Here is a 24,141-nt window from a genome sequence, read left to right as displayed (position 1 = left end):
CGGGGTCAGCGGACCGGGGTGAGCCGGTCGGTGCCGAGCTTGTCGCGGAGCACCTCCGGCACCAGCACCGACCCGTCGGCCTGCTGGAACTGCTCCAGGATCGCCGGGAAGAGCCGGCTGGTGGCCAGCGCCGAACCGTTGAGCGTGTGCACGAACCGGGTCTGCTTGCCGCCCGGCTCCCGGTAGCGGATGGCCGCCCGACGGGCCTGGTAGTCGCCGGCCCAGGAGACCGACGACACCTCCTTGTACTTACCGGTGCTCGGCATCCAGACCTCGATGTCGAGGGTCTTCTTCATCGAGGCGCTGGCGTCGCCCGCCGCGAGCAGGCTGGTCTGGTAGTGCAGGCCCAGCCCCTCGACCAGGCGCTCCACGTGGGCGACCATCTCCGTCAACGCGGTGTCCGCCTGCTCCGGCAGGGTGAACTGGAAGATCTCCACCTTGTTGAACTGGTGGCCCCGGACCGTGCCGCGCTCGTCGGAGTGGGACCCGGCGGCCTCCCGGCGGTAGCACGGGGTGTAGGCGAACGCCTTCAACGGCAGCTTCGCGGTCTCCAGGATCTCGTCCTGGAACGCCCCGAGGATCGCCGTCTCCGCGGTCGGCAGCAGGAACTGGCCGCGGGGGGCGGACTGCCGGTCCAGGTGGTAGACGTCGTCGTAGAACTTGGGGAACTGGCCGGCGGCGAAGCCGGCGCTGTCCAGCAGCAGGTGCGGCGGGAGGAGGAATTCGTACCCGGCCTGGATGTCCTGCTCGATCAGCCAGTTGAGCAGCGCCCACTCCAGCCGGGCGCCCATGCCGGTGTACATCCAGAAGCCGGAGCCGCCCAGCTTCACGCCGCGCTCGTGGTCGACCAGGCCGAGCGCGCGGCTCAGCTCCACATGGTCCCGAACCTTCTCGATGGCCGGCGGCTCACCGAAGGTCTTGACGACCCGGTTCGCCTCCTTGCCACCGGCGACGACGTCGTCGGCAGGGAGGTTGGGCAGCTCGCTCATCGTGGTGCGCAGCCGGGACTGCACCTCGTCCAGCTGGGACTCCAGCTCGGCGAGCTGCTTGCGCTCGGCCTCCGGCGCGACCGGCTCCGGCGTGGCGCCGGATCGCTTGGCCTGCGCGTACGCGCGCGCCTCCGCCTTGCGGCGCTGCCGCTCGGCGTCGATCTCCGTGATCAGGGCGCGACGTTCCTGGTCGAGCCGCTGGATCTCGTCCAGCGCCCGGTTGACCTCGGCGGGATCCAGTCGCTTCGCCAGCGCGGTCGCCACCGCCTCGCGATCCTTCCGGATCAACTCCATGTCGAGCATGCTGCTCCGTACGCCTCCGTCCAGGCAGTCAGGTGGGACCCCCAGATGCTACCGGCGCCTGCGGGTCAGAGCCGGACCGGCATGAGGATGGAGTACGCGTCCACGTCGTCCGGCCGGCGGACGGCCAGCGGGGTGATCGGGCCGTCCAGCTCCAGCACGAGCTGGCCGCGGTCCCCGGCGTCCAGGGCGTCGAGCAGGTACTCCCGGTTCACCCCGACCCGTACGGCGTCCGCCGCCGGACCCTCGTCCGGCTCGACGACGCGCAGGCCGCCCCGGTCGTCCAGGCCGAGCACGGCCACCTCGGCGGGCACCCCGTCGTGCTCCCGGACCAGCACCGGGACGTCGTCGGCGGTCAGCGCGGCGCGCAGCGCCGCCACGTCGACCCGGATCCGGTACGCGGGCGCGCCGGCGACGTGGACGTGCAGCAGCCGGCGGTAGTCCGGGAAGTCGTACGGCAGCGTCGCGGCGGCCACCGTGCGGCCGGCGACCGAGACCTCGACCCGGTCCGGCGTGACGGTCAGGTGTGCCTCGGGGGTGATCCCGACGCCGGTGTCGAGCAGGGCGCGCAGCTCGTCGACCGCGCCCGCCGGCAGCAGCGCCCGTACCTGCGGGCCGTCGACCTTCCCGACCGCGCGGGCCACGGCCAGCCGGTGCCGGTCGGTGGCGACCAGCCGTACGCTGTCCGAATCCACCTCCAGCAGCACGGCGGACAGCACCGGCAGTTCCGGGTCGGCGCCGACCGCGAACCGGACGGCGTCCACGGCGGCGGCCAGGTCGGCGCGGTCCAGCACGAGACGGGTGGTCATGGGGATCTCCTCGGGGTCGAGCAGGGCACGGATCCGGGAGAGTTCACGGCGGGCGTCGGCGAGGCCGTCCTCCAGCCGCCGCTGGTGCGCGTCCAGCAGCCGGTGGACCACCGCCGGCTCGTGCCGATGCGCCAGCGCGTCGGCGATCCCGGCCAGCGGCATCCCGACCCGGCGCAGCCCGGCCACCAGCCGGGCCGGGGCGATCTGGTCGTCGGTGTACCAGCGGTAACCCGTGGCCGGGTCGACCAGCGCCGGGACCAGCACGCCGCAACGGTCGTAGAACCGCAGCGCGCTCACCGTCAGCCCGCTGGCCCGGGCCAGCTCGCCGATGCTACGCAGTTCGCTCTCCACGTTCGGTGATCCTGAGCCCTCAACCCGCTCGAGGGTCAACTCTGTCGGTTAACAGGGTGCCCCTGCTCTACCGGAGGCGTTAACAAGGAACCCTTCCTTACTCCAGTACGCGGAAGGTGAGGCCGGCGCGGGTGAGGCGGCCCAGCAGGGCGTCGCCCATCGCGGTCACCGTGGTCACCTGCCCGGCACTCGGGGGCAGGTCGTCGAAGGCCAGGCAGAGAGCGGATTCGGCGAGCATCTTGGCGGTCTCGTCGTAGCCGGGGTCGCCGCCGGCCACCTCGGTGACCACGGTCCGGCCGCCGCCGGTGCCGACGAACCGGACCCGGAACCACGACCGGGCCCGCCGCTCGGCGCTCGGCCCCTGCCCGGAGGCGAGCCGGCCGAGCAGCCAGCGCCGGGTCGGCGGCAGCTTCACCAGCCCGACCAGGCCGGCCAGGCCCACCCCGGCGGCCAGCACGGTCGGCAGCCGCTTCACCGCCGCGAAGTGGCGGTAGCGGAAGTCCGGGCCGTACTCCCGGCGGGCCGCCGCCGACCGGCGGACGATCAGCGGGTCGATGGTGGGCAGCGGCACCGCCCACCCGCCGGTCGCCCGCGCCCGACCCACGTGTCCGGGCACCGCGCGGACCCGGCGACCCTCCGGCCGTGGCTCGACGGCCCGGCGCGCCTGCGCCGCCCGCCTCGTCTGGCCGCTGCGGGAGAACGCGAGGAGCGCCGAGTGGTACGTGCCGGCGGAGAAGCGCCCGCCGGCCCGGACGTAGCCGTCCACGCTGATCGGCCCGTCGGCGGGCAACTCCCGGACGGTGAACCAGACGCCCAGGTCGTGCGGGACCGAGTCGAAGCCGCAGGCGTGCACCAGCCGCGCCCCGGTACGCACCGCCTCGGCGTGGTGCCGCACGTACATCAGGTCGACGAACTCCGGTTCGCCGCTGATGTCGACGTAGTCGGTGCCGGCGGCGGCGCACGCCGCGACCACCGGCTCCCCGTGCCGGACGTACGGCCCGACGGTGGTGGCGACCACCCGGGTGTGCTCCGCGACGGCCCGCAGGGACGCGGTGTCGGTGACGTCGGCGGTCAACAGCGGCAGCTCGGTCAGGCCGGCGTCGATCCCGACCAGCCGGTCCCGTACCCCGGCCAGCCTGTCCGGGTTCCGGCCGGCCAGGGCCCAGCGCAGCCCGACCGGGGCGTGCCGGGCCAGGTACTCGGCGGTGAGGCTGCCGGTGAACCCGGTGGCACCGAGCAGGACGAGGTCGTACGGGCGGTCGTTGCGCACCAGCCGAGTGTGCCACCCGGCGGCGGCCGTTCACGGCGAGAAGACCGCCCGTACGCAGCCGTCGGCCCGGTCGCGGAACAGCGCGTACCCGTCCGGACCTCGCTCCAACGGCAGGTGGTGGGTGGCCAGGTGCTCGGTACGCAGTTCGTCGCGGGCCATCCGCTCCAGCAGCATCGGGATCCAGCGCTGCCCGTGCTGCCGGGCGCTGCGCACGGTCAGCCCCTTGTTCATCACCGCGCCCAGCGGGAACGTGTCGACGAAGCCGGTCCAGGTGCCGAGCACCACCACCGTGCCGCCCTTGCGGCAGGCGTGCACCGCCTCGCGCAGCGCCAGCGGCCGGTCCGCGCCGCCACCGAGCCGGCCGGTCAGCAGGCCCGGCGGGTCGGCCGCCATGCCGACCGCCTCCACGCACACGTCCGGGCCCCGGCCGCCGCTGCGCTCCCGCAGCTCGGCGGGGACGTCCACGTACCGGTAGTCGAGCGGTTCCGCGCCCACGTGCCGCTCGACCATCCGCAGCCGGTCGTCGTGGCCGTCGACGACGATCACCCGGTCGGCCCCGCGCAGCAGGGCGGCCCCGGCGGTGAGCTGGCCGACCGCGCCCGCACCCCAGACCGCCACCACGTCACCCGGGGCCACCTCGCCCAGCTCGGTGCCCAGCCAACCGGTCGGGGCGGCGTCCGAGGCGAACACCGCCCGGTCGTCGCTGACCCCGTCCGGCACGGTGAACGCGCCGACATCGGCGTACGGCACCCGCACGTACTCGGCATGGCTGCCGGCGAAGCCGCCCAGCGGGCCCGGATGGCCGTAGCAGCCGGCGGTGGGCTGACCCCACGCCGACTCGGCCGCCGCCGCACCCGGCGTGCCGTTGTCGCAGCAGGCGAAGAGACCCTGCCGGCAGAACCAGCAGGCCCCGCAGGCGATCGCCGCGCAGACCACCACCCGGTCGGCGACGCGGTGCCGGCGTACCTCGGGCCCGACCTCGACCACCTCGCCGAGGAACTCGTGTCCGAGCACGTCCCCGGCGGCCAGGTACGGGATCCGCCCGGTCAGCAGCGGCAGGTCCGCGCCGCAGGTGGCGCTCCGCCGGACCCGGACGATCATGTCCTGGGCGTTGCGCAGCTCCGGGTCGGGGACCTGGCGTACCGCCAGCGTGCCGGTGCCCTCCCAGCACAGCGCCCTCACCCGGCCACCCCCGGTCGGTCCAGCCGGGAGCGGTCCGCGCGCAGCACCTCCCCGGTCTCCGCGAGCTGCTTGGCCTCCCGTAACGCCTGCCGGAGGAACCGGCCCGGATCGTCGCCGACCAGGTGGGCGGCGAGGCCGGGCAGCCGCAGTTCGCCGCCGAGTGGTCGGGCGGCCAGCTCGGTGCCGCGGCCGCCGGGCGCCGGGCGGGCGTACACCTCGACCGCGCCGTCGAGCCGGCGCAGCGGCTCCGGCCACCGCCCGGGCGGCAGCACGTCCTCGGGCCGGCCCGCCACGGTCACCACCTGCCAGCGCCCGGGCCGCGGATCGGTGCCGGCCGCGTGCGGCCAGCGCTCCCGTCGGCGTACGAGGGCGCGCGCCGCGCCGGCCACCCGTGCCATCCCTGCCACCGGCCCCTCCCGTCGTCCCGCCCCGCGTCCCCTCCCTCACCCGCGCACCCACCCTCCCCCCACCCCGGGTGACCGCAGTTCCCCCGCAAGGGGTGAACCCCGCCCTGCCGGGTACCCCCCATCCCCCGCGACGCCCGTTCGCCGGACCCGGTTGATCAAGGAGTTTGCGTCTGAGTCGATCTCCGTCCAGGCGCAAACTCCTTGATCACCGCCAGCGGGCGGGGGTGGGTGGGTGGGGAGTGGTGGGAGTGGTGGGGGCAGCAGGGAGGGGGAGGGTGGATGGGGTGGGATGGGGGTGGGGGTGGGGTGGTGCCGCTGTTGGGGTCGCGGCTGGCGCCGGGTGCCCTGCCCGAGCCGCTGCTGGTCCGGCCGCGACTGCTGGACCGGCTGGACCGGGGCGTGGCCGGACCGGTCACGCTGGTCTGCGCGCCGGCCGGCTGGGGCAAGACCACCCTGCTCGCCTCGTGGGCCCGGGCCGGCCGGGCCGAGCCGCCGCCCGCCTGGGTGGCGGTGGAGGAGGGCGACACCGGGGAACGGCTCTGGTCGTACCTGGCGGCGGCGCTTCGGGCGGCCGCGGAGGGCGTACCCGACGAGGGGCCGCAGCCGCCGGTGCCGGACAGCCCGCCCCGGCCCGACCAGCTCGAACTGCTCGCCGCGGCGCTCGCCGCCCGGGATCGACCGGTCCGGCTGGTCCTGGACGACCTGCACCGGATCACCGATCCGGGCGCGTTGACCGGGCTGGAGTTCCTGCTCCGCCACACCGACGGGCGGCTACGGCTGGTGGCCGGCGTCCGGGCCGATCCGCTGCTGTCCCTGCACCGGTGGCGGCTGGCCGGGGAGCTGACCGAGGTCGGCCCGGACGACCTGGCGTTCACCGACGACGAGGTGGCGGATCTGCTGGTCGCGCACGGGGTGCCGCTGCCCGCCGCGGCGGTGCCCCGGCTGCGGGAGCGGACCGGCGGCTGGCCGGCCGGGCTGCGCTTCGCCGCGCTGGCGCTGCGCGCCCAGGCCGACCCGGCCCGTGCCGTCGAGCGGTTCGGCGGCGACCAGCCGGATGTCGCCGCGTACCTGCGGGACGAGGTGCTCGGCCCGCTGGACCCGGACGCCCGGGACGTGCTGCGGCGCAGCGCCGTCGCCGCCGCCGTCTGCGCCGACCTCGCCGACGCGGTGACCGGTCGGCCCGACGCCGGGCAGGTACTGGCCGACCTGGCCCGCGCCGGCGGCTTCGTCCAACACGACGGCGGCACCCCGCCGTGGTACCGGTGCCACCCGCTGCTGGCCGATCTGCTCCACGACGAGCTGGGCCGGCTCACCGCCGAGGAACTGCGCGACCTGCACCGGCGGGCCGCCGGCTGGTACGCGGGCAACGACCGGCCGGCCGAGGCGCTGCGGCACGCGCTGGCCGGGGGCGAGTGGAACCGGGCCACCGAACTGCTGATCGCCCGGTGGCCGGAGCTGGCCCCGTACGGGCGGGAGGCGCCGGCCGCCCCACCACCGCCCGAACCGCCCGTCGACGCCGTCCGCCGGGATCCGGAGCTGGCGCTGGCCTGCGCCGCCGAACGAACGTACGGCGGGGACGTCGAGGCGGCCGGGCGTCACCTGCGGCACGCCGTCGAGCAGGCCGCTGGTCTGCCCGCCCCGCGCCGGGACCGGTTCCGTCGACTGGCCACCGCGCTGGAGCTGACCCTGGCCCGGCTCACCGGGGACCGTGCCGAGGTACGCCGTGCCGCCGCCCGGCTGCTCGCCACGCGTTCCGTCACCGGGCCGGGGGACGACCCGCGGGCCGGGGCCGGGGAGGACGCCGACATCCGGGCGGTCGCCGGCACCGCGCTCGGCCTGGTGGCGCTGGCCGAGGGCGAGCTGCCCGCCGCCGCGGAGCGGTTCGCCGAGGCCCGTGCCGCGGCCCGGGCAGCGGGGCGACCGCGTACGGAACTGGTCGGCGCCAGCCGGTCGGCGCTGCTGGACGCGGCCCGTGGCCGGCTGCGGGCGGCCGCCGACGCCGCGCGGGAGGCCCTGGCCACGCCGGCCTGCCAGGGCTGGTCCTCCCGGCTGGACTGCGGTTACGCGTACCTGGCGCTGGCCCTGGTGGCATGGCACCGGGACGAACCGGCGGAGGCCACGGCGCACCTTGCCCTCGCCGGCCCGGCCACCGCGGAGCCGGCAGCGGCGGCGCTGGCCGCGCTCTGCCGGGCCGAGCTGCTGGCCGCGGAGGGCCGGTCGGCTGCCGCCCTGCGGACCCTCGCGGAGGCCCGGGAGCGGGTACCGGGCCGGGAGTTGGCCGCCTGGCTGACCGCCGCCGAGGCGCGGCTACGGGCGGGCGTCGGTGACGTGGACACCGGCCGCACGCTGCTCACCGACGCGCTGCCCGGGTTCGACGACGGGGGCGCGGAGGCGGCGGCGCTGGGGGTGGCGCTGGCCCAGGTGGAGCTGCGGGCCGGCAATGCGCGGGCCGCCGGTCCGGCGCTGCCCGACTGGGCCGCGCCCGGCGCGGCGTCCTGGCCGTTGCCGGTCCGGCTCGCCGCCGGCCTGCTCGACGCGGTCCTGGCCCGGGACGGCGGCGACGAGCGGCGTGCCGGACGGGTCCTGGAGCAGGTGCTCGACCTGGCCGAGCCGGACGGCTACCGGCGGGTGTTCACCCACGCCGAGCCGGGGGTACGTGACCTCCTCGCCGCGCACCTGGACTCCGGCACGGCGCACTGGGCGACGGTGAGCGACCTGGTACGCGGGGTGGACGAGCGGCGGGCCGACGAGGCGGCGGACCGGCCGGTCCGGCCGGAGCGGACGCTCGACGAGCCGCTCACCGAGCGGGAGCTGACGATCCTGCGCTACCTCCAGAGCATCCTGTCCAACGTGGAGATCGCCGGCGAGCTGTCGCTGTCGGTCAACACGGTGAAGACCCACGTCCGCAACATCTACCGCAAGCTCGACGCGACCCGCCGCCGCGAAGCCGTCCAGCGCGCCCGCGAACTGCGCCTGATTTGATGCAAGGAGGGGCCCCTTGTTAACGCCTGGCGTTGTACAGGGGGCCCCTCCAAACAGGTCAGGCGTTCGCGGCGGTGTCGACCGCGGCCAGCAGGTCCGCCAGGTCGTGGCCGCCGTCGTGGCGGACGTCGTTGACGAACAGGGTCGGGGTGCCGGTCACCCCGCTGCGGATGCCGCCGACGAAGTCCCGCCGGATCCGGTCGGCGTTCGCCATCCGCCCCACCTCCGCGTTGACCTCCTCGGCGGGCAGCCCGAGCTGCTCGACGCCGAGCGACAGGTGCACCGGGTCCAGTTGGTCCTGGTGGTCGTAGAGCCAGTCGTGCATCTCCCAGAACCGGCCCCGCCGGCCGGCCGCCTCGGCCGCCTCCGCCGCGCTCTCGGCGTACGGGTGCACGTTGGCGATGGGGAAGTGCCGGTAGACCAGCCGTACGGTCTCGGCCCGCTGGCGCAGCACCTCGGCCAGGTTCGTGTGGGCGGCCCCGCAGAACCGGCACTGGAAGTCGGCGTACTCGACGATGGTGACCGGCGCGTCGACGGGCCCGAGGCTGTGGTCGAGGTCGGTCACCGGTACGCCCAGCCGCGCGGTGGTGACCTGCAACGGGGTCGTCATCGGGCGCCCTCGCCCACGGTCACGTGGTTGTGCACCTCGCGGATGCCGGGAGCGGACCACACCACCCGCTCGATCTCCTCGCGTTCCGGTACGGAGTGGACCAGCCCCGCCAGCACCACCGTGTCGCCGCGCACCCGGACGCTGATGCCCTCCGCCTCGGTGGCGCCGTTGCGGGCGAGCGCGTCCACGATCCGCTCGGCCAACTGGTGCCCGTCGGCGCGGGTGCCCGGCCGGACGGTGATCCCGTTGCTCACCCCGCGTACGCCGGTGAGCCGGCCGACCGCCCGTTCGGCGGCCCGGCGCTGGTACTCCCACTCGACCTCGCCGTGCAGGGTGACCCAGCCGTCGGAGACGGTCACGTCCAGCGTCTCGATCGGCACGAAGGCGTCCCATTCCAGGGCCCGGCCGGCCGCGGTGGCGATCTCCGGGTCGCTCTTCTCGGCGGAGGTGGCGATCCGGACGGCGAGGTCGTTGGCGACCGCCCGGACCCGGGACACCCGGTGCGCCGCCCGCTCGGCGGCCCACTTCTTGGCGTAGCTGTCCACCCAGCCGGTCAACGTCACCACGCCCTCGGAGACGGTCACCCCGATCTCGTTGGGGCGTACCCGGGGTTCCCAGGTGAGCTCGTCGAGGACGTCGGACTGGATGTCCTGATCGGTGCGCGTGATCGTCGCGGTGGCCATGGGTGGCCTCCCTCCCGGGTCGGTTCGGGGCACGGGCGCTCCGCCACCGGCACGGGCGCCGCCATCGCTCATCCTGTCCCGACCCCGGGTGACCTGCCCTCACCCCGGCGGGGTGACCCGAATTAGTTGGGAGCGCTTCCTAATTCGGCCACCCATCGGTTAAGGTGGATGTCCCTCGGCTGCGGGAGCCCACACGCCGACGGGGAGCCCGGGCAGCTCCCCGGTTCCACCTCGACGCCAGGGCGCGGTCGCCCCCGGCCGCCGCGTCGCTCTGCCAACTCCAGGTCGTGGCGCAAACGCGCCACGACCTGGAGCCGTCGCCGACAACTCCGGTTCGGCGCGTCCGATGCCGCCCCACGACCTCGGAGCTGTCGGCTCCCACCACGGGCAACCGAGAGGAACCCGCCCATGCGCAGAAGTCTCGCCGGCGCGGCTGCCGCGGCATTGGCCGCCACCGCGGCGGCCGTCGTCGTGCAGTTCGCCGCCACCCCCGCCACCCCGGCCGCCGCCGCTGCGGCCGAGCCGTACAGCTGGAAGAACGTCCGGATCGACGGTGGCGGCTTCGTCCCGGGCATCGTCTTCAACCAGACCGAGAAGAACCTGATCTACGCCCGCACCGACATCGGCGGGGCGTACCGCTGGGAGCAGTCGACCCAGTCGTGGACGCCGCTGCTGGACTGGGTCGGCGCCGACAAGTGGGGCTGGAACGGCGTGGTCAGCCTCGCCACCGACCCGGTGCAGACCAACCGGGTGTACGCCGCGGTCGGTATGTACACCAACAGTTGGGACCCGAACAACGGCGCGATCCTGCGTTCGACCGACAAGGGCGCCACCTGGCAGGCCACCGCGCTGCCGTTCAAGAACGGCGGCAACATGCCCGGCCGGGGCATGGGGGAGCGGCTGGCCGTCGACCCGAACAAGAACAGCATCCTCTACTACGGCGCCGAGGGCGGCAACGGCCTGTGGCGCAGCACCGACTACGGGGTGACCTGGGCGAAGGTCGCCAACTTCCCGAACGTCGGCAACTACCGGGCCGACCCCAACGACAGCAGCGGCTACCAGAGCCAGAACCAGGGCCTGACCTGGGTGAGCTTCGACAAGAGCACCGGTACGGCCGGCAACGCCACGCAGACCGTCTACGTCGGCGTGGCGGACAAGCAGAACCCGGTCTACCGCACCACCAACGGTGGCACCACCTGGGAGCGGATCGCCGGCCAGCCCACCGGCTACCTCGCTCACAAGGGCGTGGTCGACCCGGTCGGCGGCTACCTCTACATCGCCACCAGCGACACCGGCGGCCCGTACGACGGCGGCAAGGGTGACGTGTGGAAGTTCAACCGGGCCACCGGCGCCTGGACGCAGATCAGCCCGATTCCCTCGTCGAGCGGCGACGACTACTTCGGCTACTCCGGCCTGACCATCGACCGGCAGAAGCCGAACACCCTCATGGTGGCCACCCAGGTCTCCTGGTGGCCGGACGCGATCTTCTGGCGTAGCACCGACGGCGGCGCGACCTGGACGCGGATCTGGGACTGGTCCAGCTACCCGAACCGCACCAAGAAGTACACGATGAACATCAGCTCGGTGCCGTGGCTGACCTTCGGGGCGAACCCGCAACCGCCGGAGGAGACCCCGAAGCTGGGCTGGATGAACGAGTCGCTGGAGATCGACCCGTTCGACAGCAACCGGATGATGTACGGCACCGGGGCGACCATCTACGGCAGCACCGACCTGACCAAGTGGGACACCGGTGGGCAGCTCACCATCAAGCCGATGGTCAAGGGCCTGGAGGAGACCGCCGTACTCGATCTGATCAGCCCGCCCTCGGGTGCCCCGTTGATCAGCGGGCTCGGCGACATCGGCGGCTTCCGGCACACCGACCTGAACGCGGTGCCGGCCTCGATGTTCACCCAGCCGGTCTTCACCAGCACCACCAGCCTGGACTACGCCGAGACCAAGCCGGCGGTGATGGTACGGGCGGGCAACTTCACCGCCTCGGACCGGCCGAACGACCGGCACGTCGCGTTCTCCACCGACGGCGGGGCGAACTGGTTCCAGGGCAGCGAACCGGGCGGGATCAACAACGGCGGCACGGTGGCCGCCTCCGCCGACGGCAGCCAGTTCGTCTGGGCGCCCGGCGACGCCGGCCAGCAGGTGGTCCGCACGGTCGGCTACGGCAACTCGTGGACCGCGGCGACCGGCATCCCGGCGAACGCCACCGTGGAGTCCGACCGGGTGAACCCGAACAAGTTCTACGGAGTCAGCAACGGGAAGTTCTACGTCAGCACCAACGGCGGGGCCGCCTTCACCGCGAGCGCCGCGACCGGCCTGCCGACCACCGGGGTCAAGTTCAAGGCGCTGCCCGGCAAGGAGGGCGACATCTGGCTGGCCGGTGAGGGTGGCCTGTGGCACTCCACCAACTCCGGGACCAGCTTCACCATGGTCACCGGCGTGAGCACCTCGATCAACGTCGGCTTCGGCAAGGCGGCGCCGGGGCAGACGTACCCGGCGCTCTTCGTCATCGGCACGGTCGACGGCCAGCACGGCGTCTACCGCTCCGACAACTCCGGCGGAAGCTGGGTGCGGATCAACGACGACCAGCACCAGTACGGCAACGCCGGCGAGGCGTTGACCGGCGACCCGCGCGTCTACGGCCGGGTCTACCTCGGCACCAACGGCCGGGGCATCCTGGTGGCGGACCGGCTCGGCGGCACCACGCCGCCGACCACCGCGCCGCCGACGACCGCGCCGCCGACCACTGCGCCGCCGACGACCGCGCCGCCGACCACTGCGCCGCCGACGACCGCGCCGCCGACCACTGCGCCTCCGACCACTGCGCCGCCGACGACCGCGCCGCCGACCACGCCGAATCCGGCCGGCGGCTGCGGGGCGACCTACCAGGTGACCAACTCGTGGGAGGGCGGATTCCAGGCCGAGGTGACGGTCCGTAACAACATGGGCTCGCCGATCAACGGCTGGTCGGTGTCCTGGAGCTTCGACAACGGGCAGCAGATCAGCCAGCTCTGGGGCGGCACGTACACCCAGAGCGGCAGGCTGGTGACGGTCAGGGATGCCGGCTACAACGGCCCCCTCGGCGTCGGCGCCACCACCAGCTTCGGCTTCCTCGGGAGCTGGACCGGGACCAACCTGGTGCCTGGGCTCATCTCCTGCACCACTCGTTGACCTTCCGTACGGTGGCCGTCCCGTCCGCGGGGCGGCCACCGTCGGTCCGCGCGGGCGGTGCCCCCTGGCTCGCCGGTCCCCACCGGCTCTGGTGGCTCCGGCTCGCCGGTCCGGGCCGGCGGTGCCCGCGGCTTGTCGGGCCCCGCCGTCGGCGGGTGCCGGTCAGCCGTCCCGGTCGGCCGGGGAGTCCAGCCGGTCCACGTCCAGGAACTGGATCTCCTCGACCTCGGGCCGGCGGCTCCCGGCGGCCCGGGCGGCCGTGCCGACGGCCCAGCCGATCGCGGCGCCGACCAGCGCGGCGCTGACCAGCAGCGCCCATGGCAGCGCCGGCCGCCGGCCGGCGAGCGCGTCGAAGGCGAGGGTGGCGCGGCGGCGGGCCTCGCCGGCGGCGGAGCCGACCAGGTCAGTGGCGTCCTCGGCCAGGCCCGACCCGTTGCGCCGGGCGGAGCGGGCAACGCCGCGAACCCCGTCCCCGGCGGAGCCGGCGGCGTCGAGCAGGTGCCGCCACGCCTGGTCCGCGATTCGCTCGGGCTTGCCGCGGCGGTCCAGCAGGGTCGTTCCGAACATGGGGTTACCTCCTCGGGGGCGGAGTCCGGCGCCACATCGGGCTCCGGCGGTCGTCCGGCGGGTGACGTTTCACTCACTCGGGCAGTGCCCCGCCCGCAGTTGCCGCAAACCATCCAGGTCAGGCACGGTCGATGGGGCGGGACGGGTCAACCCGGCGAACGCGCCGGGCCCGGGTGCGAGCCGGACCGGCCCCGGGGCCGTTACCCTGGGGCGGCGAATCGGCCGGCCGGGCCGGTCGTTGGACGAAGCGAACCCGTCGTCCGGAAGAAAGAGGAACTGGAGGATCCGGATTGGGATGCCCAGGTGTGCCCAGTCCGCGAATTGCCCATCCCGAGGGGTGGCGACCGAGGCCGTCGGAGGAATACTCTCGGTCGCGGCCCGCGTACTGATGAGGCGCCCGTACGGGCGAGTGGAGGTGCTCGCGTGAGCCTGTCGATCGTGCAGTCGATGTTGCCGGGTGGTGTCATCCAGATCGCGCCGCGAGGCGAGATCGACGTCGACACCGCGTACGAGGTGCGGGAAGCGATCGCCGAAGTGCTCGCGAAGGGCCGTCCGTCCCGGATCGAGCTGAACATGCGGCTGGTCACCTTCATCGACTCCGTCGGCATCAGCGCGATGGTTGCCGGTTTCCAGACCGCCGAGGTCAGCGGCGTGAAGCTGGTGGTCACCGAGCCGAGCCGGTTCGTGCACCGCCAACTGTGGGTCACCGGCCTGCTGGGCCTCTTCGGCGCACCCGAGCCATACTTCGCCGGCAGCACCCCCCAGGTGCTGCCCGGCGCCTGAGCGGGCCGGGGCTCCGTGCCGCCCGTTGCCAGCCGGCCCCGGTTACGGGACGATCATGCGGACGCCGACGGGCAAGGGGGTACGGCGTGCTCAGCAGCGACACTTTCAGCTACACCGTGCAGGCCCGCTGCGCCCGGGCGGACGCGGTCGCCCTGCTCAGCGACCTGACCCGCCAGGGCGAGCTGCATCCGCTGATCGTCCGGGTCCGTCAGTTGCCGCCCCGGCCCGGCGCGCTGGCCAGCTATGCGATCACCGATCGGCTGGAGCTGGGTCCGCTGCACTTCCCGGTCACCTACCAGGCGGACGTGCTGGTCGCCACCGAGGACGAGGTGGTGACGGTGGCCCGCCAGCAGCCGGCCACCACGGTCCGTAATCACACCCGGCTGCGGGACGAGCCGGGCGGCGTGGTGCGCATCGACGTCGAGATCACCCTCTCCGCCCCGGCGCCGCTCTTCGGGTACGCCTTCCGGCAGGCCCGGGCGGCCCACCTCGGCCTCGCCAGCCGGCTCGGCGCCACCCTCGAGGAGCAGGCCGGCTGAGTCAGGGCCGCCGCCCGCCGTCCGCCCCGCGTGCTGTGCCCACCCGCGCGCCCGCCGCGAGATCGTGCTCGATCCGGGAGGTAGTGGCCTCCGTCGGAGGTTCCGGGTCACTACATCCTTGACCGAGCACGATCACCCGGTCGGCGGGCCACCGGGGCGGCCGGGCGCAGGCGTCCCCATGGCTTGTAGGTGGACAGCACGGTCATGACGATCAACAGGGTGGTGGAGACCGTCGGCGGGATGATCAGGTCCAGCCGGTCCCGGGTGGTGAGGTCCGTCCCCAGTTCGGCGATCCGGCGCACCGTCGGGGCGAGCAGCAGCAGCACCAACCCCAGCATCGCCGTGGTGATCGCGAACTTCACCAGCACCCAGCGCCAGCGCAGCAGGCCCCACGGGGTGAGCAGCGCGCTGGCCAGCCCGACCAGCCAGACCAGCACGCTCAGCGGGGCGAAGAGCCAGGTGACCAGCAGGCCCGCGGCCGGGTAGACCACCTCGGCGTCGGCCCCGCGCAGTCCGGCCACCCCCAGCGCGAGCAGCACCAGGTCGGCGCCGAGCCAGCTGAGCGAGGTGACCAGGTGCAGGGTGAGCAGGGCCTTGCGTCCGGTGGGAGAGAGTCGGCTCATGCCCTCGATGCTCGACCGTCGCCGCCCCGCTGTCGTGACCCGTACGACGACATCCGCCGTACGTCCCCGGGCGTAGCCGGCCCGGGGTGGTCAGTACACCGACAGGTGCACGTGGTTGGTGTGGTCACTGGACGGGTCGCCGTTGCCGCCGCTGTACGCCTTCCACCCGCTGCTGGGCAGCCAGATCTGCTTGTACCAGATCACGTAGAGCACGGCGAGCGGGTCGGCGTTGCGGATGAAGTACGCGGCCAGGTTGTTGCCGTACGTCTTGTCGCCGCCGGTGGCCACCCCGCCGAAGCCGTCCTTCTGGGCGGCGAAGTCGCAGGCGCGGCCCTTGGGGTGTTCGCCGGAGCCGCTGGGCCGGTAGCAGGAGACGTACCGGGTGAACCCGGCGGCCTTGGCCTGCTGGAGCGCGTGCAGGGTACGCGGGGTGATGCAGCCGTTGGCCGGGGTCGGGTCGTTGACGCTGCACGACTCCGCCGGCCAGGAACCGTCGGCGTTGCGCGGGGCCGGGGTGGCGTTGGCGCGGGACGTGCCCTGCACGCTGCCGCCACTGGCGGTGGTGGTGGCGGCCCGTTTGTTGGCCACCTCGAGCGCGCGTTCCGCCTGTTCCTTGCGCTTGGCCATCACCGTGACCTGCCGGCGCTGCTCCTGGATCTCGCCGGTCAACGCCGCCTGGGTACGGGTGGCCTGGTCCCGGGTGTCGATCAGGTCGCGCAGCGCGCGGTCCTCCTGCGCGGCGACCTGTTGCAGGGTGGCGGCGCGGTCCATGAAGCTCTGCGGGCTGCCGCTGTTGAGCAGCGCCCCGGCGGTGCCGAGTCGCCCGGCCCGGTACGCGACCGCGGCGATCTCGCCGACCTTGGCGTCGCGTACGCCCAGCTCCGCGTTGATCGTCTTGAGTTGGGCGGTGAGCTGCTGCTGCCGCTTCACCGAGCGGTTCAACGCCGCCCGCGCGTCCAGCCAGCCCTTGCTCGCCGCGTCGAGCTGGGCGCGTAGCGCCGCGGTGCCGCCCTCGTCGTCGCCGGGCGCGGCGGCGAGCAGCCCGGTCGGGGCGGCCGAGGCGGGGGAGACCGGCGCGGTCGCGACGCCGAGGGCGAGCGCCGCGACGAGCAGGGCCGCCAACCGGGCGGCCGTCCGTCGTGCAGATGGCATTCCAGCTGTCCTTCCGTCAACCGCCGACCGGGTTAGCTGACGGGTTCGGGACGGAAGATCCCTACCGCTGACGCGGATGCACCCCAGGAAGGTGGTTCCCCGGCTCGCCGAGCTGCGGCGATTAGGCGACGGCCACCACCGGCGACGTGCTGTGCCGCCTGCGGAGACCGCGACTGAGCCTACCGGCCGGGACCCGCCGGACGAGGGCTGGGAATCGGATTAAAGCCGGCATGAATGCACAATAGCCACTTGGATTTAAGTTTGCCCTAATTACCACTCCGCCGGTCCACACGTTCCGGCCGACGCTCCGGGTTCGATCTGCAACGTGGCGTGATCGATCCGGAAGTCCTCGTGCAGCGCGGCCCGGGCCGCGGCGAGCACCTCGCTCACCTCGGCGTCGGGGGCCGTGGTCAGGTGCGCCGACGCCACGTCCATGCCGGAGGTGAGCGTCCAGACGTGCAGGTCGTGCACCTCGGCGACGCCGGGCACCGCGGCCAGCCGGTCGTGCACCGCGGTCACCTGGAGGTGTTCCGGCGCGACCTGCACCAGGATGCGGACCGCCGCCCGGCCGAGCCGCCAGGTCCGCGGCAGGATGAACAGGCCGATCGCGACGGCGACCAGCGGGTCGGCCCACCACCAGTCGGTGAACGTGATGACCAGCGCGGCGGCGATCACGCCGAGCGAGCCCAGCAGGTCGCCGAGCACCTCCAGGTACGCCCCGCGCAGGTTGATGCTCTCCTGCGCGCCGGCCCGCAGCAGCGCGAACGCGACGAGGTTGGCGAGCAGGCCGAGCACCGCCACGGCCAGCATCGGCCCGGCGAGCACCTCCGGCGGTTCGCCGAACCGGCGTACGGCCTCGACGAGCACGTAGGCGGCGACCGCGCCGAGCAGGACCGCGTTGGCGAGCGCGGCCAGCACCTCCAGCCGGTAGAGCCCGAAGGTGCGCTGCGGATCGGTGTTGGCGCGTCGGGTGGCGGTGATCGCGGCGAGCGCCATGCCGATGCCGAGCACGTCGGTGAACATGTGCCCGGCATCCGAGAGCAGGGCCAGCGAGCCGGTGGCGAACGCGGTCACCGCCTCGACCACCATCAGGGCGCTGAGCAGCCCGAACGCGGCCCAGAGTCGACCCCGGTGGCGGTGCGCGGCGTTGGTGATCCCGCCGCTGTGGTCATGACCTGCGCCCACGCCCACACCCTTTCGTCCCGCACCTCGCTCGCGCCTAATCTATGCTCACATCGCTATGTATGCAAGTGAACGCCTGAGGTGGGCCAGCTCAGGGTCCGCCGCGATCGCAGGCGCCGTCAGCGCGCCGGGTCGAGGGTGGTGAGGCGCTGGGTGGCCCGGGACAGCGCCACGTAGAGCGTCCGTACGCCCGACCCGGGATCGGCCCGGATCTCGCTCGGCGCCACCAGCACCACCCCGTCGTACTCCATGCCCTTGGCCTGAAGGCTGGTCACCACCTGGAGCCGGCCGCCGCCCAGGTCGCCCAGCCAGCCGGCGACCTCGTCCCGGCGCGGCACCGGCGTGATCACGCCGACCGTCCCCTCGACCTCGGCCAGCAGCGTCTCGGTCGCCGCGACGGTCGCGGCGGGCAGCTCGGCGGCGGGCACGGTCCGCTCGACCGGCGGCACCCCGGTGGAGCGCACCGCGGTCGGCAGCGCCAGGTCCGGGTAGCGTCGGCGGATCTCCGCCGCCGCCACCGCGAAGATCTCGGCCGAGTTGCGATAGTTGGTGGTCAGCTCGTACCGGTGCCGGCGCCGCCGCCCCAGCGCCTGGTCGCGGGCCCGGGTCAGCTCCTCCGGATCGCCCGTCCAGGCCGTCTGCGCCGGGTCGCCCACCACCGTCCAGGAGGCCAGCCGGCCGCGCCGGCCGATCATGCGCCACTGCATCGGCGAGACGTCCTGCGCCTCGTCGACCACCACGTGGGCGTAGTCGCGGTAGTCCTCCGGCCGCTCCCGGGCGGCGGCCCGGGCCGCCCGCTGCCGGTCCGCGAACGTGCTCAGCTCCCGGACGCCCCCGGCGAGCCGGAACGGATCGCGCTTCGGCCTCGCCCGCTGCACCGGCTTGCCGAGCAGCGCGTCCAGCTCGTCCAGCAGGGCGATGTCGGCGATGGTCAGCCCCTCGACGTCCAGCGTCCGGTACGCCTCGGTCAGCAGCCGGATCTCGTTGGCCGCGAGCACGCCGCCCGCGTACCGGCGCAGCCGCTCGGGGCGGGCCAGCCAACCGAGCACATGCCGCGGGTGCAACCGGGGCCACCACGCCTTGAGGAACTCCCGGAACTCCGGCCGGTCGATGATCTCGTCCTCGAACACGGGCTGCTCCGGCAGCCGGCCGATCCGCAACCCACGGGCCTGCGCGTACAGGGCGGCGAGGACGGCGTCGAAGCCGACCCGGCGCACCTCGTTGCGGCGCGCGCCGCGCGGCAGGGCCCGGTCCCGGATCGCGTCCAGCTCGGCCCGGCCCAGCCGGAGCAGCTCGCCCCGGTAGAGCAGGCGCAGCTCGGTGGGGGAGTCCGGCGCGGCGTCCCGGACCGCGCGTTCCAGCACCCGGCGCATCCGCAGCGACCCCTTCACCGCCGCCACCTCCGGCGGGTCGGTCCGGGTCGACGACATGCCCGGGAAGAGCGAGCCGAGCGAGTGCAGGGTGGCGGTCTCCTCGCCGAGCGAGGGCAGCACCGAGGCGATGTACTCGACGAACACGCCGGACGGGCCGACCACCAGGATGCCGCCGCCGGCGTACCGGGCGCGGTCGGAGTAGAGCAGGTACGCGGCCCGGTGCAGCGCCACCGCCGTCTTGCCGGTGCCCGGACCGCCGGAGACGATCGTGACCCCCGAGCCGGGGGAGCGGATCGCCTCGTCCTGCTCCCGCTGGATGGTGGCGACGATGTCCCGCATGCCCCGCCCGGTGGCCCGGGACAGCGTGGCCAGCAGCGCCCCGTCGCCGACCACCGCCAGGTCCGGCGGTGCCGCCTCCGGGTCCAGCAGGTCGTCCTCGATCCGGGTGACCCGCTCCGCTGACGACTGGATGGTGCGCCGGCGTACCACGCCCATCGGGTCGGCCGGGGTGGCCCGGTAGAAGGCGGCGGCGGCCGGCGCCCGCCAGTCGACCACCAGCGTCTCGGCGTCCTCCCCGCGTACGCCGAGCCGGCCCACATGCAGCACCTGCCCGGTACGCAGGTCGAGCCGGCCGAAAACCAGCCCCTCATGCTCGGCGTCCAGCACGTGCCGGCGCTGCGCGGCGTGGAAGACCATCGCGTCCCGCTCCACCAGCGCGCCGAAGTTGCCGACCCGGGCCAGCCGGTAGCCCTCCCGCTCGGCCTCGGCGGCCGACCGGCGCAGCTCCGCCAGGCGGGCGTACACCCGGTCGAGATGTCGCTGTTCGACGGCGATCTCCCGGTCCAGGGTGGTTTCGTCGCTCAAGTCGGGGGCTCCTGTGATCACGCGGCGGGTACGGCGGGCTGAATGAGGGTACGGGCCCGCCGCCGAGGCCCTTGTCGCGGCCATGCCGGCACCCGGGGCCCACCGGTGCCGGTTGCCCGTTATCCGGGTGTTTCCACCCCTTGTCCGGCTGTTCCGCTCGCCGTCACCGGCCGGGCCAGCGAAGGGTCCGGCCCGACCGGGGCGGTGAGCTCGTCGGGCCCGACCGATGCGGTGAGCCCGCCCGGCCCGGTCAGAGCCCGGTGGAGCACCGTGGCGAGGGCTCGGTTCACCTCGTCCGGGCGCTCCATCATGAGCATGTGGCCGGCGCCCGGGCAGACGGTCAGCTCGACGCTGGGCAGCGCCGTCGCGATCGAGCGGGCGCACGGCGGCGGGGTGAGCCGGTCCCGGTCGCCGACCAGCGCGGCGGCCGGCAGGTGGCCGAGCGCGGCCAGGGTGTCCAGCCGGTGCTGGACGCCGATCGAGGCGCGGAACCCGCCGATCGAACGGAGCGAGGCGTGCGCCACCGCGGAGGTGACCAGCCGGATGTCGGCCGGGTCGCACCGCTCGCCGAAGAGCAGCCAGCGGATGCTCGGCCGCAGGGCGCGCAGCAGCGCGTGCGGGGGACGCCACGAGCCGCAGCGGGCCAGCACCCCGGCGCCGGTGGTCTCGGCGAGCCGGATCAACCGGGCGATCCGGGGCGAGAGCCCGTAGGCAGTGTGGGTGTGCCCCTCGGCGGTGGTCGACACGAGGACCAGCCCGGCGATCCGGGCGGCGAAGTGCGCGGGGTGGCGGTGGGCGTACTCCATCACAGTCATTCCGCCCATCGAGTGCCCGGCCAGCACGATCCTCCCGTGCGGGACGAGCTCGTCCAGCACCGCGGCGAGGTCGTCGCCGAGCTGGGCCAGGGTGGCCGTACGCAGGGCCATGCAGCTGGACCGGCCGTGCCCCCGGGCGTCGTACGTCACCACCCGTACCCGGTCGCCGAAGCGTGCCCGCAGCCCGGCGAACTGGCGGTGCCAGCTGCGCCCGTCCAGCGTCCAGCCGTGCAGCAGGACCGCCGTGACCTCGGCGTCGACCGGCCCGGACGCCACCACGTGCAGGCGTACGCCGTCGGGAAGCCGTACCTCCAGCTCCGCCGGCATCCGTCCACCTCCCGCGCCCGCCGGTGTCGCGCACCGCGCTACCCGGCGGTGACGATCCGGCTACCCGTCAATCACAGCATGCCAACCGCGGAGGTGAAAGATTCCCGCGTGCCACGCCTCTGACGCGCGCGGCACCGGCGGCTCGCCCGGCGTCGGCGTGAGCGCTTCCGGCGATGGAGACGACGAACCGCCCGCCGGTGATTCGGCGGGCGGTTCGGGTGACGCGGTGCGGGACTCAGCCCTCGAAGACACCGGCCTCGACGAGACGCTTCTCGGTGGCGTCCCAGCCGTGCTCCGGGAAGGCGGCCGCGAGGCCGTTGATCTCGGCGCGGACCTTGGCGGCGTGGCCGGCGGCGGCCAGGGTCCGGATCTCCTCGACGAAGGCCTCGGAGTCGGTGCGCAGGTGCGCGGTCTTGCCGTTGGTCAGGTTGCGCACGTAGGCGTGCTTGCCGCTGTTGAGCGGGATCAGGTACTTGAACTCGCCCAGCACGCTGAGGGCGCCACCCTGGCCAGCCTGGCCGGCCCGGACTGACGCGCGCGCGGTCTTAGAGGTGTTGCTCGCCACGGAAGTACTCCTTGCAGACGTACGGGAGGACTGAAGCGTCCGGGGGCTGGTGCGGGTGACACCCGGGGTGGGTGTCGGCCCGCGAAGATTGTGCGGCGGCACAGAACCGCCCAGAGAACTGTACACGACCTCGACGCCTGGCTGGTCGTCGCGCCGTCACGGGGGTCAACGGGGTCAGCCGCCCGGGTATTTCCCGGCGACCGCTCGCGGCGAATTTTCCGATTCGCTGGCGTACCATCCGTCACACCGGTCATCATGGGTTGCAGGTGCCACTTGGGTGGACGAGGTCGTAGGGGAAGACGCACCTCGCCCTCCGGGAGGTCACCGTGCCAACGCGTGGCGTCGTATACGTCCACTCGACCCCGCTCGCCGTGTGCTCACACGTCGAGTGGGCGATCGCGCGCGTCCTCGCCGCGCCGGTCAACCTGCACTGGACGGCCCAGCCCGTCGAGCCCGCCGCGCGGCGTGCCGAGTGCGGGTGGACCGGTCGCCCGGGGACGGGCGCCGAACTGGCTGCTGCCCTCCGGCAGTGGCCCATGATCCGTTTCGAGGTGACCGAGGAGCCGAGCCCGGGCGTGGACGGCGAGCGGTTCATGTACGTCCCCGGGCGGGGCCTGTTCCGGGCCACGGTCGGCGCGGCCGGCGACATCCAGCTCGGCGAGGACCGGCTGCGCGGCATCCTGGCGTCCGCCCGTGCCCCGGAGGCGCTCGCCCACGCCCTTGACAAGGCGCTCGGCACGGCCTGGGACGCCGAGCTGGAGCCCTACCGGTACGCCGGCGACGGCGCGCCCGTGACGCTGCTCACCCGAGTGGGTTGAACAAAGTTCACGTTGCCCTGATACGCGGAAAACTGGTGGAATGTTCCGCGTGTCGCCCACCCCTCGGCGTGCCTTCGTCGCGCTCTCCGTACTGACCACGCTGCTCGTCTCCGGCTGCGCGGGCGCGCCGGACCGGCCTCGCTCCGCCCCGTCCACGAGCCCGCCTCCCGCCGGCGACCCCGCGGCCCGGGCCGCGGCGCTGGTCCGGACCCTCGCCGACGAGGACCTGGTCGGCCAGGTGCTGATGCCGTACGCGTACGGCAGCTCGGCCACCCGGGTCTCGCCGGGGTCGGCGGCCGGCAACCAGGAACTCGCCGGGGTCGACACGCCCGCCGAGATGGTGGCGAGGTACCGCCTCGGCGGGGTGATCCTGGTCGGATTCAGCGCCGACGATCCCACCTCCGGCAACCAGGCCACCACCAACGTCGACAACCCGGAGCAGGTCCGCGAGCTGACCACCGGGCTGCGCGAGGCGGCCGGCAAGCTCGCCGCCGGCCCGGCGCCCTTCCTGATCGGCACCGACCAGGAGTACGGCGTGGTCACCCGGATCACCGACGGGGTGACCCTGCTGCCCAGCTCGCTGGCCGCCGGCGCGGCCGGCGACGCGGCGCTGACCGAGGCCGCCTGGCGGGCTGCCGGCGCCGAGCTGGCCGCCATGGGGATCAACATGGACTTCGCCCCGGTCGCCGATGTGCTTACCACCCGCAGCACGGTGATCGGTTCCCGCTCCTTCGGCGCCGACCCGGAGCGGGCCTCGGCGCAGGTGGCCGGCGCGGTCCGGGGGTTGCAGGCCGAGGGGGTGGCGGCCAGCGTCAAGCACTTCCCCGGGCACGGCCTGAGCGCCGCCGACTCGCACCAGGACCTGCCGGTCGTCAGCCAGTCCCGCGCCGTGCTGGACAGCACCGCGTTCCCGCCGTTCCGCGCCGGGATCGACGCGGGCGCGATGGCGGTGATGTCCGCCCACCTCGACGTCGAGGCGATCGACCCGGGCACCCCGGCCACCTTCTCCCGCAAGCTCCTCACCGACGTGCTCCGGGGCCAGTTCGGCTTCGAGGGTGTGGTGATCACCGACGGGATGAACATGGCGCCGGCCAAGCGCTGGTCGCCGGGGGAGGCCGCGGTGCGGGCGCTGAACGCCGGCAACGACCTCATCCTGATGACCCCGAACGTGACCCAGGCGTACGACGGGCTGCTCGCCGCGCTGCGGGATGGGTCGCTGCCCCGGGCCCGGCTGGTCGAGGCGGTCACCCGGGTGCTGACCATGAAGTTCAAACTGGCCGACCGGCCCACCCCCGACCTGTCGACGCTGGGCAGCGCCGAGCACCGGGCGGCGGCCGCCGACCTGGCCGCCGCCGCGGTCACCATGCTGCGCGGCCGGTGCGACGCCCCGGTGACCGGACCGGTCACGGTGACCTCCGCCGCCGGGCGGGACCGGGCCCGCGCCGCGTTGACCGAGGCGCTCACCGCCGCCGGGGTCGACGTGGTGCCGAGCGGTGGCCGGATCGTGCACCTCGTCGGGTACGGCGACGGCGCCGGCGACCTGCGGGCCGACGCGGCCGTGACGGTGGCGATGGACACCCCGTACGTGCTGGCCGACGCGAAGTCGCCGACCCTGCTGGCCACCTACTCGTCCAGCCAGGCGTCGCTGACCGCGCTGGCCGGCGTCCTCGCCGGCAAGGCCCTCCCGGCCGGTCGCTCCCCGGTCCCGGTGACCGGCCTGCCGGCTACCGCCTGCGGCAGCTGACCCCGCTTTGGAGGCGGCAATTT

The 24,141-nt window shown here is 74.2% G+C and carries 19 protein-coding genes, 1 pseudogene and 1 riboswitch; of the genes and pseudogenes, 6 read left to right on the top strand and 14 right to left on the bottom strand.

The window, feature by feature from the left end:
• Positions 1–5 precede the first annotated feature (5 nt).
• The 5 genes from serS to GA0070604_RS24120 all read right to left on the bottom strand — a co-directional run bounded on the left by serS (position 6) and on the right by GA0070604_RS24120 (position 5,299).
• Complete coding sequence (serS, locus tag GA0070604_RS24140) at positions 6–1,292, bottom strand: serine--tRNA ligase (protein WP_091123031.1); 1,287 nt, start codon at positions 1,290–1,292, stop codon at positions 6–8.
• 65 nt (positions 1,293–1,357) lie between these two features.
• Complete coding sequence (locus GA0070604_RS24135) at positions 1,358–2,437, bottom strand: DNA polymerase III subunit beta family protein (protein ID WP_091127375.1); 1,080 nt, start codon at positions 2,435–2,437, stop codon at positions 1,358–1,360.
• Between the two features lie 109 nt (positions 2,438–2,546).
• Complete coding sequence (locus GA0070604_RS24130) at positions 2,547–3,719, bottom strand: saccharopine dehydrogenase family protein (RefSeq protein WP_091123028.1); 1,173 nt, start codon at positions 3,717–3,719, stop codon at positions 2,547–2,549.
• Between the two features lie 30 nt (positions 3,720–3,749).
• Positions 3,750–4,901 (bottom strand): zinc-dependent alcohol dehydrogenase, encoded by a 1,152-nt coding sequence (locus tag GA0070604_RS24125; RefSeq protein WP_091123025.1) that lies wholly within the window; start codon positions 4,899–4,901, stop codon positions 3,750–3,752.
• Entirely contained in the window at positions 4,898–5,299 is a 402-nt protein-coding gene (locus GA0070604_RS24120) for a hypothetical protein (RefSeq protein WP_208602340.1), read from the bottom strand. Before GA0070604_RS24120 ends, GA0070604_RS24125 begins: the two co-directional genes overlap by 4 nt.
• Before the next feature lie 288 nt (positions 5,300–5,587).
• Here GA0070604_RS24120 and GA0070604_RS24115 point away from each other — a divergent pair, with 288 nt between their 5' ends.
• Entirely contained in the window at positions 5,588–8,290 is a 2,703-nt protein-coding gene (locus GA0070604_RS24115) for a helix-turn-helix transcriptional regulator (protein ID WP_091123021.1), read from the top strand.
• Between the two features lie 58 nt (positions 8,291–8,348).
• On the opposite strand, the gene GA0070604_RS24110 is transcribed toward GA0070604_RS24115, so the two are convergent.
• Positions 8,349–8,900 carry a DsbA family protein gene (locus tag GA0070604_RS24110; RefSeq protein WP_091123018.1) on the bottom strand — a complete coding sequence of 184 codons (552 nt, stop codon included), beginning with the start codon at positions 8,898–8,900 and terminating at the stop codon, positions 8,349–8,351.
• A complete protein-coding gene (locus GA0070604_RS24105) occupies positions 8,897–9,583 on the bottom strand; it encodes a BON domain-containing protein (RefSeq protein ID WP_091123014.1) in 687 nt (228 codons plus the stop codon). The genes GA0070604_RS24110 and GA0070604_RS24105 overlap by 4 nt, the downstream gene beginning before the upstream one ends.
• Before the next feature lie 408 nt (positions 9,584–9,991).
• On the opposite strand from GA0070604_RS24105, the gene GA0070604_RS24100 reads away from it, so the two are divergent.
• Positions 9,992–12,766 (top strand): cellulose-binding domain-containing protein, encoded by a 2,775-nt coding sequence (locus GA0070604_RS24100; RefSeq protein ID WP_091123011.1) that lies wholly within the window; start codon positions 9,992–9,994, stop codon positions 12,764–12,766.
• A 162-nt stretch (positions 12,767–12,928) separates the two neighbouring features.
• On the opposite strand, the gene GA0070604_RS24095 is transcribed toward GA0070604_RS24100, so the two are convergent.
• Positions 12,929–13,333 (bottom strand): hypothetical protein, encoded by a 405-nt coding sequence (locus GA0070604_RS24095; RefSeq protein ID WP_091123007.1) that lies wholly within the window; start codon positions 13,331–13,333, stop codon positions 12,929–12,931.
• Positions 13,334–13,756: 423 nt separating this feature from the next.
• Between GA0070604_RS24095 and GA0070604_RS24090 the strand changes: the two genes are divergently transcribed.
• Positions 13,757–14,116 (top strand): STAS domain-containing protein, encoded by a 360-nt coding sequence (locus tag GA0070604_RS24090; protein ID WP_091123004.1) that lies wholly within the window; start codon positions 13,757–13,759, stop codon positions 14,114–14,116.
• Between the two features lie 86 nt (positions 14,117–14,202).
• Entirely contained in the window at positions 14,203–14,655 is a 453-nt protein-coding gene (locus GA0070604_RS24085) for an SRPBCC family protein (RefSeq protein ID WP_091123001.1), read from the top strand.
• Between the two features lie 110 nt (positions 14,656–14,765).
• On the opposite strand, the gene GA0070604_RS24080 is transcribed toward GA0070604_RS24085, so the two are convergent.
• The 6 genes and pseudogenes from GA0070604_RS24080 to GA0070604_RS24055 form a co-directional block, all read right to left on the bottom strand.
• Positions 14,766–15,278: a hypothetical protein gene (locus GA0070604_RS24080; RefSeq protein ID WP_091122997.1), complete on the bottom strand. Its 513-nt coding sequence runs from the start codon at positions 15,276–15,278 to the stop codon at positions 14,766–14,768.
• Between the two features lie 90 nt (positions 15,279–15,368).
• The gene (locus GA0070604_RS24075; RefSeq protein WP_091122994.1) at positions 15,369–16,430 is read right to left on the bottom strand and encodes a coiled-coil domain-containing protein; all 1,062 of its coding nucleotides are present in this window, start codon (positions 16,428–16,430) and stop codon (positions 15,369–15,371) included.
• 6 nt (positions 16,431–16,436) lie between these two features.
• Positions 16,437–16,568: riboswitch (cyclic di-AMP (ydaO/yuaA leader) on the bottom strand.
• A gap of 132 nt (positions 16,569–16,700) precedes the next feature.
• Positions 16,701–17,615 carry a cation diffusion facilitator family transporter gene (locus GA0070604_RS24070; RefSeq protein ID WP_091127374.1) on the bottom strand — a complete coding sequence of 305 codons (915 nt, stop codon included), beginning with the start codon at positions 17,613–17,615 and terminating at the stop codon, positions 16,701–16,703.
• Between the two features lie 116 nt (positions 17,616–17,731).
• The gene (locus tag GA0070604_RS24065) at positions 17,732–19,849 is read right to left on the bottom strand and encodes a HelD family protein (RefSeq protein WP_091122990.1); all 2,118 of its coding nucleotides are present in this window, start codon (positions 19,847–19,849) and stop codon (positions 17,732–17,734) included.
• A gap of 242 nt (positions 19,850–20,091) precedes the next feature.
• Positions 20,092–20,991 (bottom strand): annotated as a pseudogene (locus GA0070604_RS24060) (alpha/beta fold hydrolase); the annotation flags it as partial.
• Positions 20,992–21,226: 235 nt separating this feature from the next.
• A complete protein-coding gene (locus tag GA0070604_RS24055) occupies positions 21,227–21,556 on the bottom strand; it encodes a hypothetical protein (protein ID WP_091122983.1) in 330 nt (109 codons plus the stop codon).
• A 326-nt stretch (positions 21,557–21,882) separates the two neighbouring features.
• Here GA0070604_RS24055 and GA0070604_RS24050 point away from each other — a divergent pair, with 326 nt between their 5' ends.
• Both GA0070604_RS24050 and GA0070604_RS24045 read left to right on the top strand, forming a co-directional pair.
• Positions 21,883–22,374 (top strand): DUF3145 domain-containing protein, encoded by a 492-nt coding sequence (locus GA0070604_RS24050; RefSeq protein WP_091122977.1) that lies wholly within the window; start codon positions 21,883–21,885, stop codon positions 22,372–22,374.
• 40 nt (positions 22,375–22,414) lie between these two features.
• Positions 22,415–24,118 carry a glycoside hydrolase family 3 protein gene (locus tag GA0070604_RS24045; protein WP_091122974.1) on the top strand — a complete coding sequence of 568 codons (1,704 nt, stop codon included), beginning with the start codon at positions 22,415–22,417 and terminating at the stop codon, positions 24,116–24,118.
• Positions 24,119–24,141 lie beyond the last annotated feature (23 nt).

Source organism: Micromonospora eburnea, from assembly GCF_900090225.1.
Classification (GTDB): Bacteria; Actinomycetota; Actinomycetes; order Mycobacteriales; family Micromonosporaceae; genus Micromonospora; species Micromonospora eburnea.
Note: the sequence above shows the minus strand (reverse complement) of the source record. Positions and strands in the feature narration are given on the sequence as shown.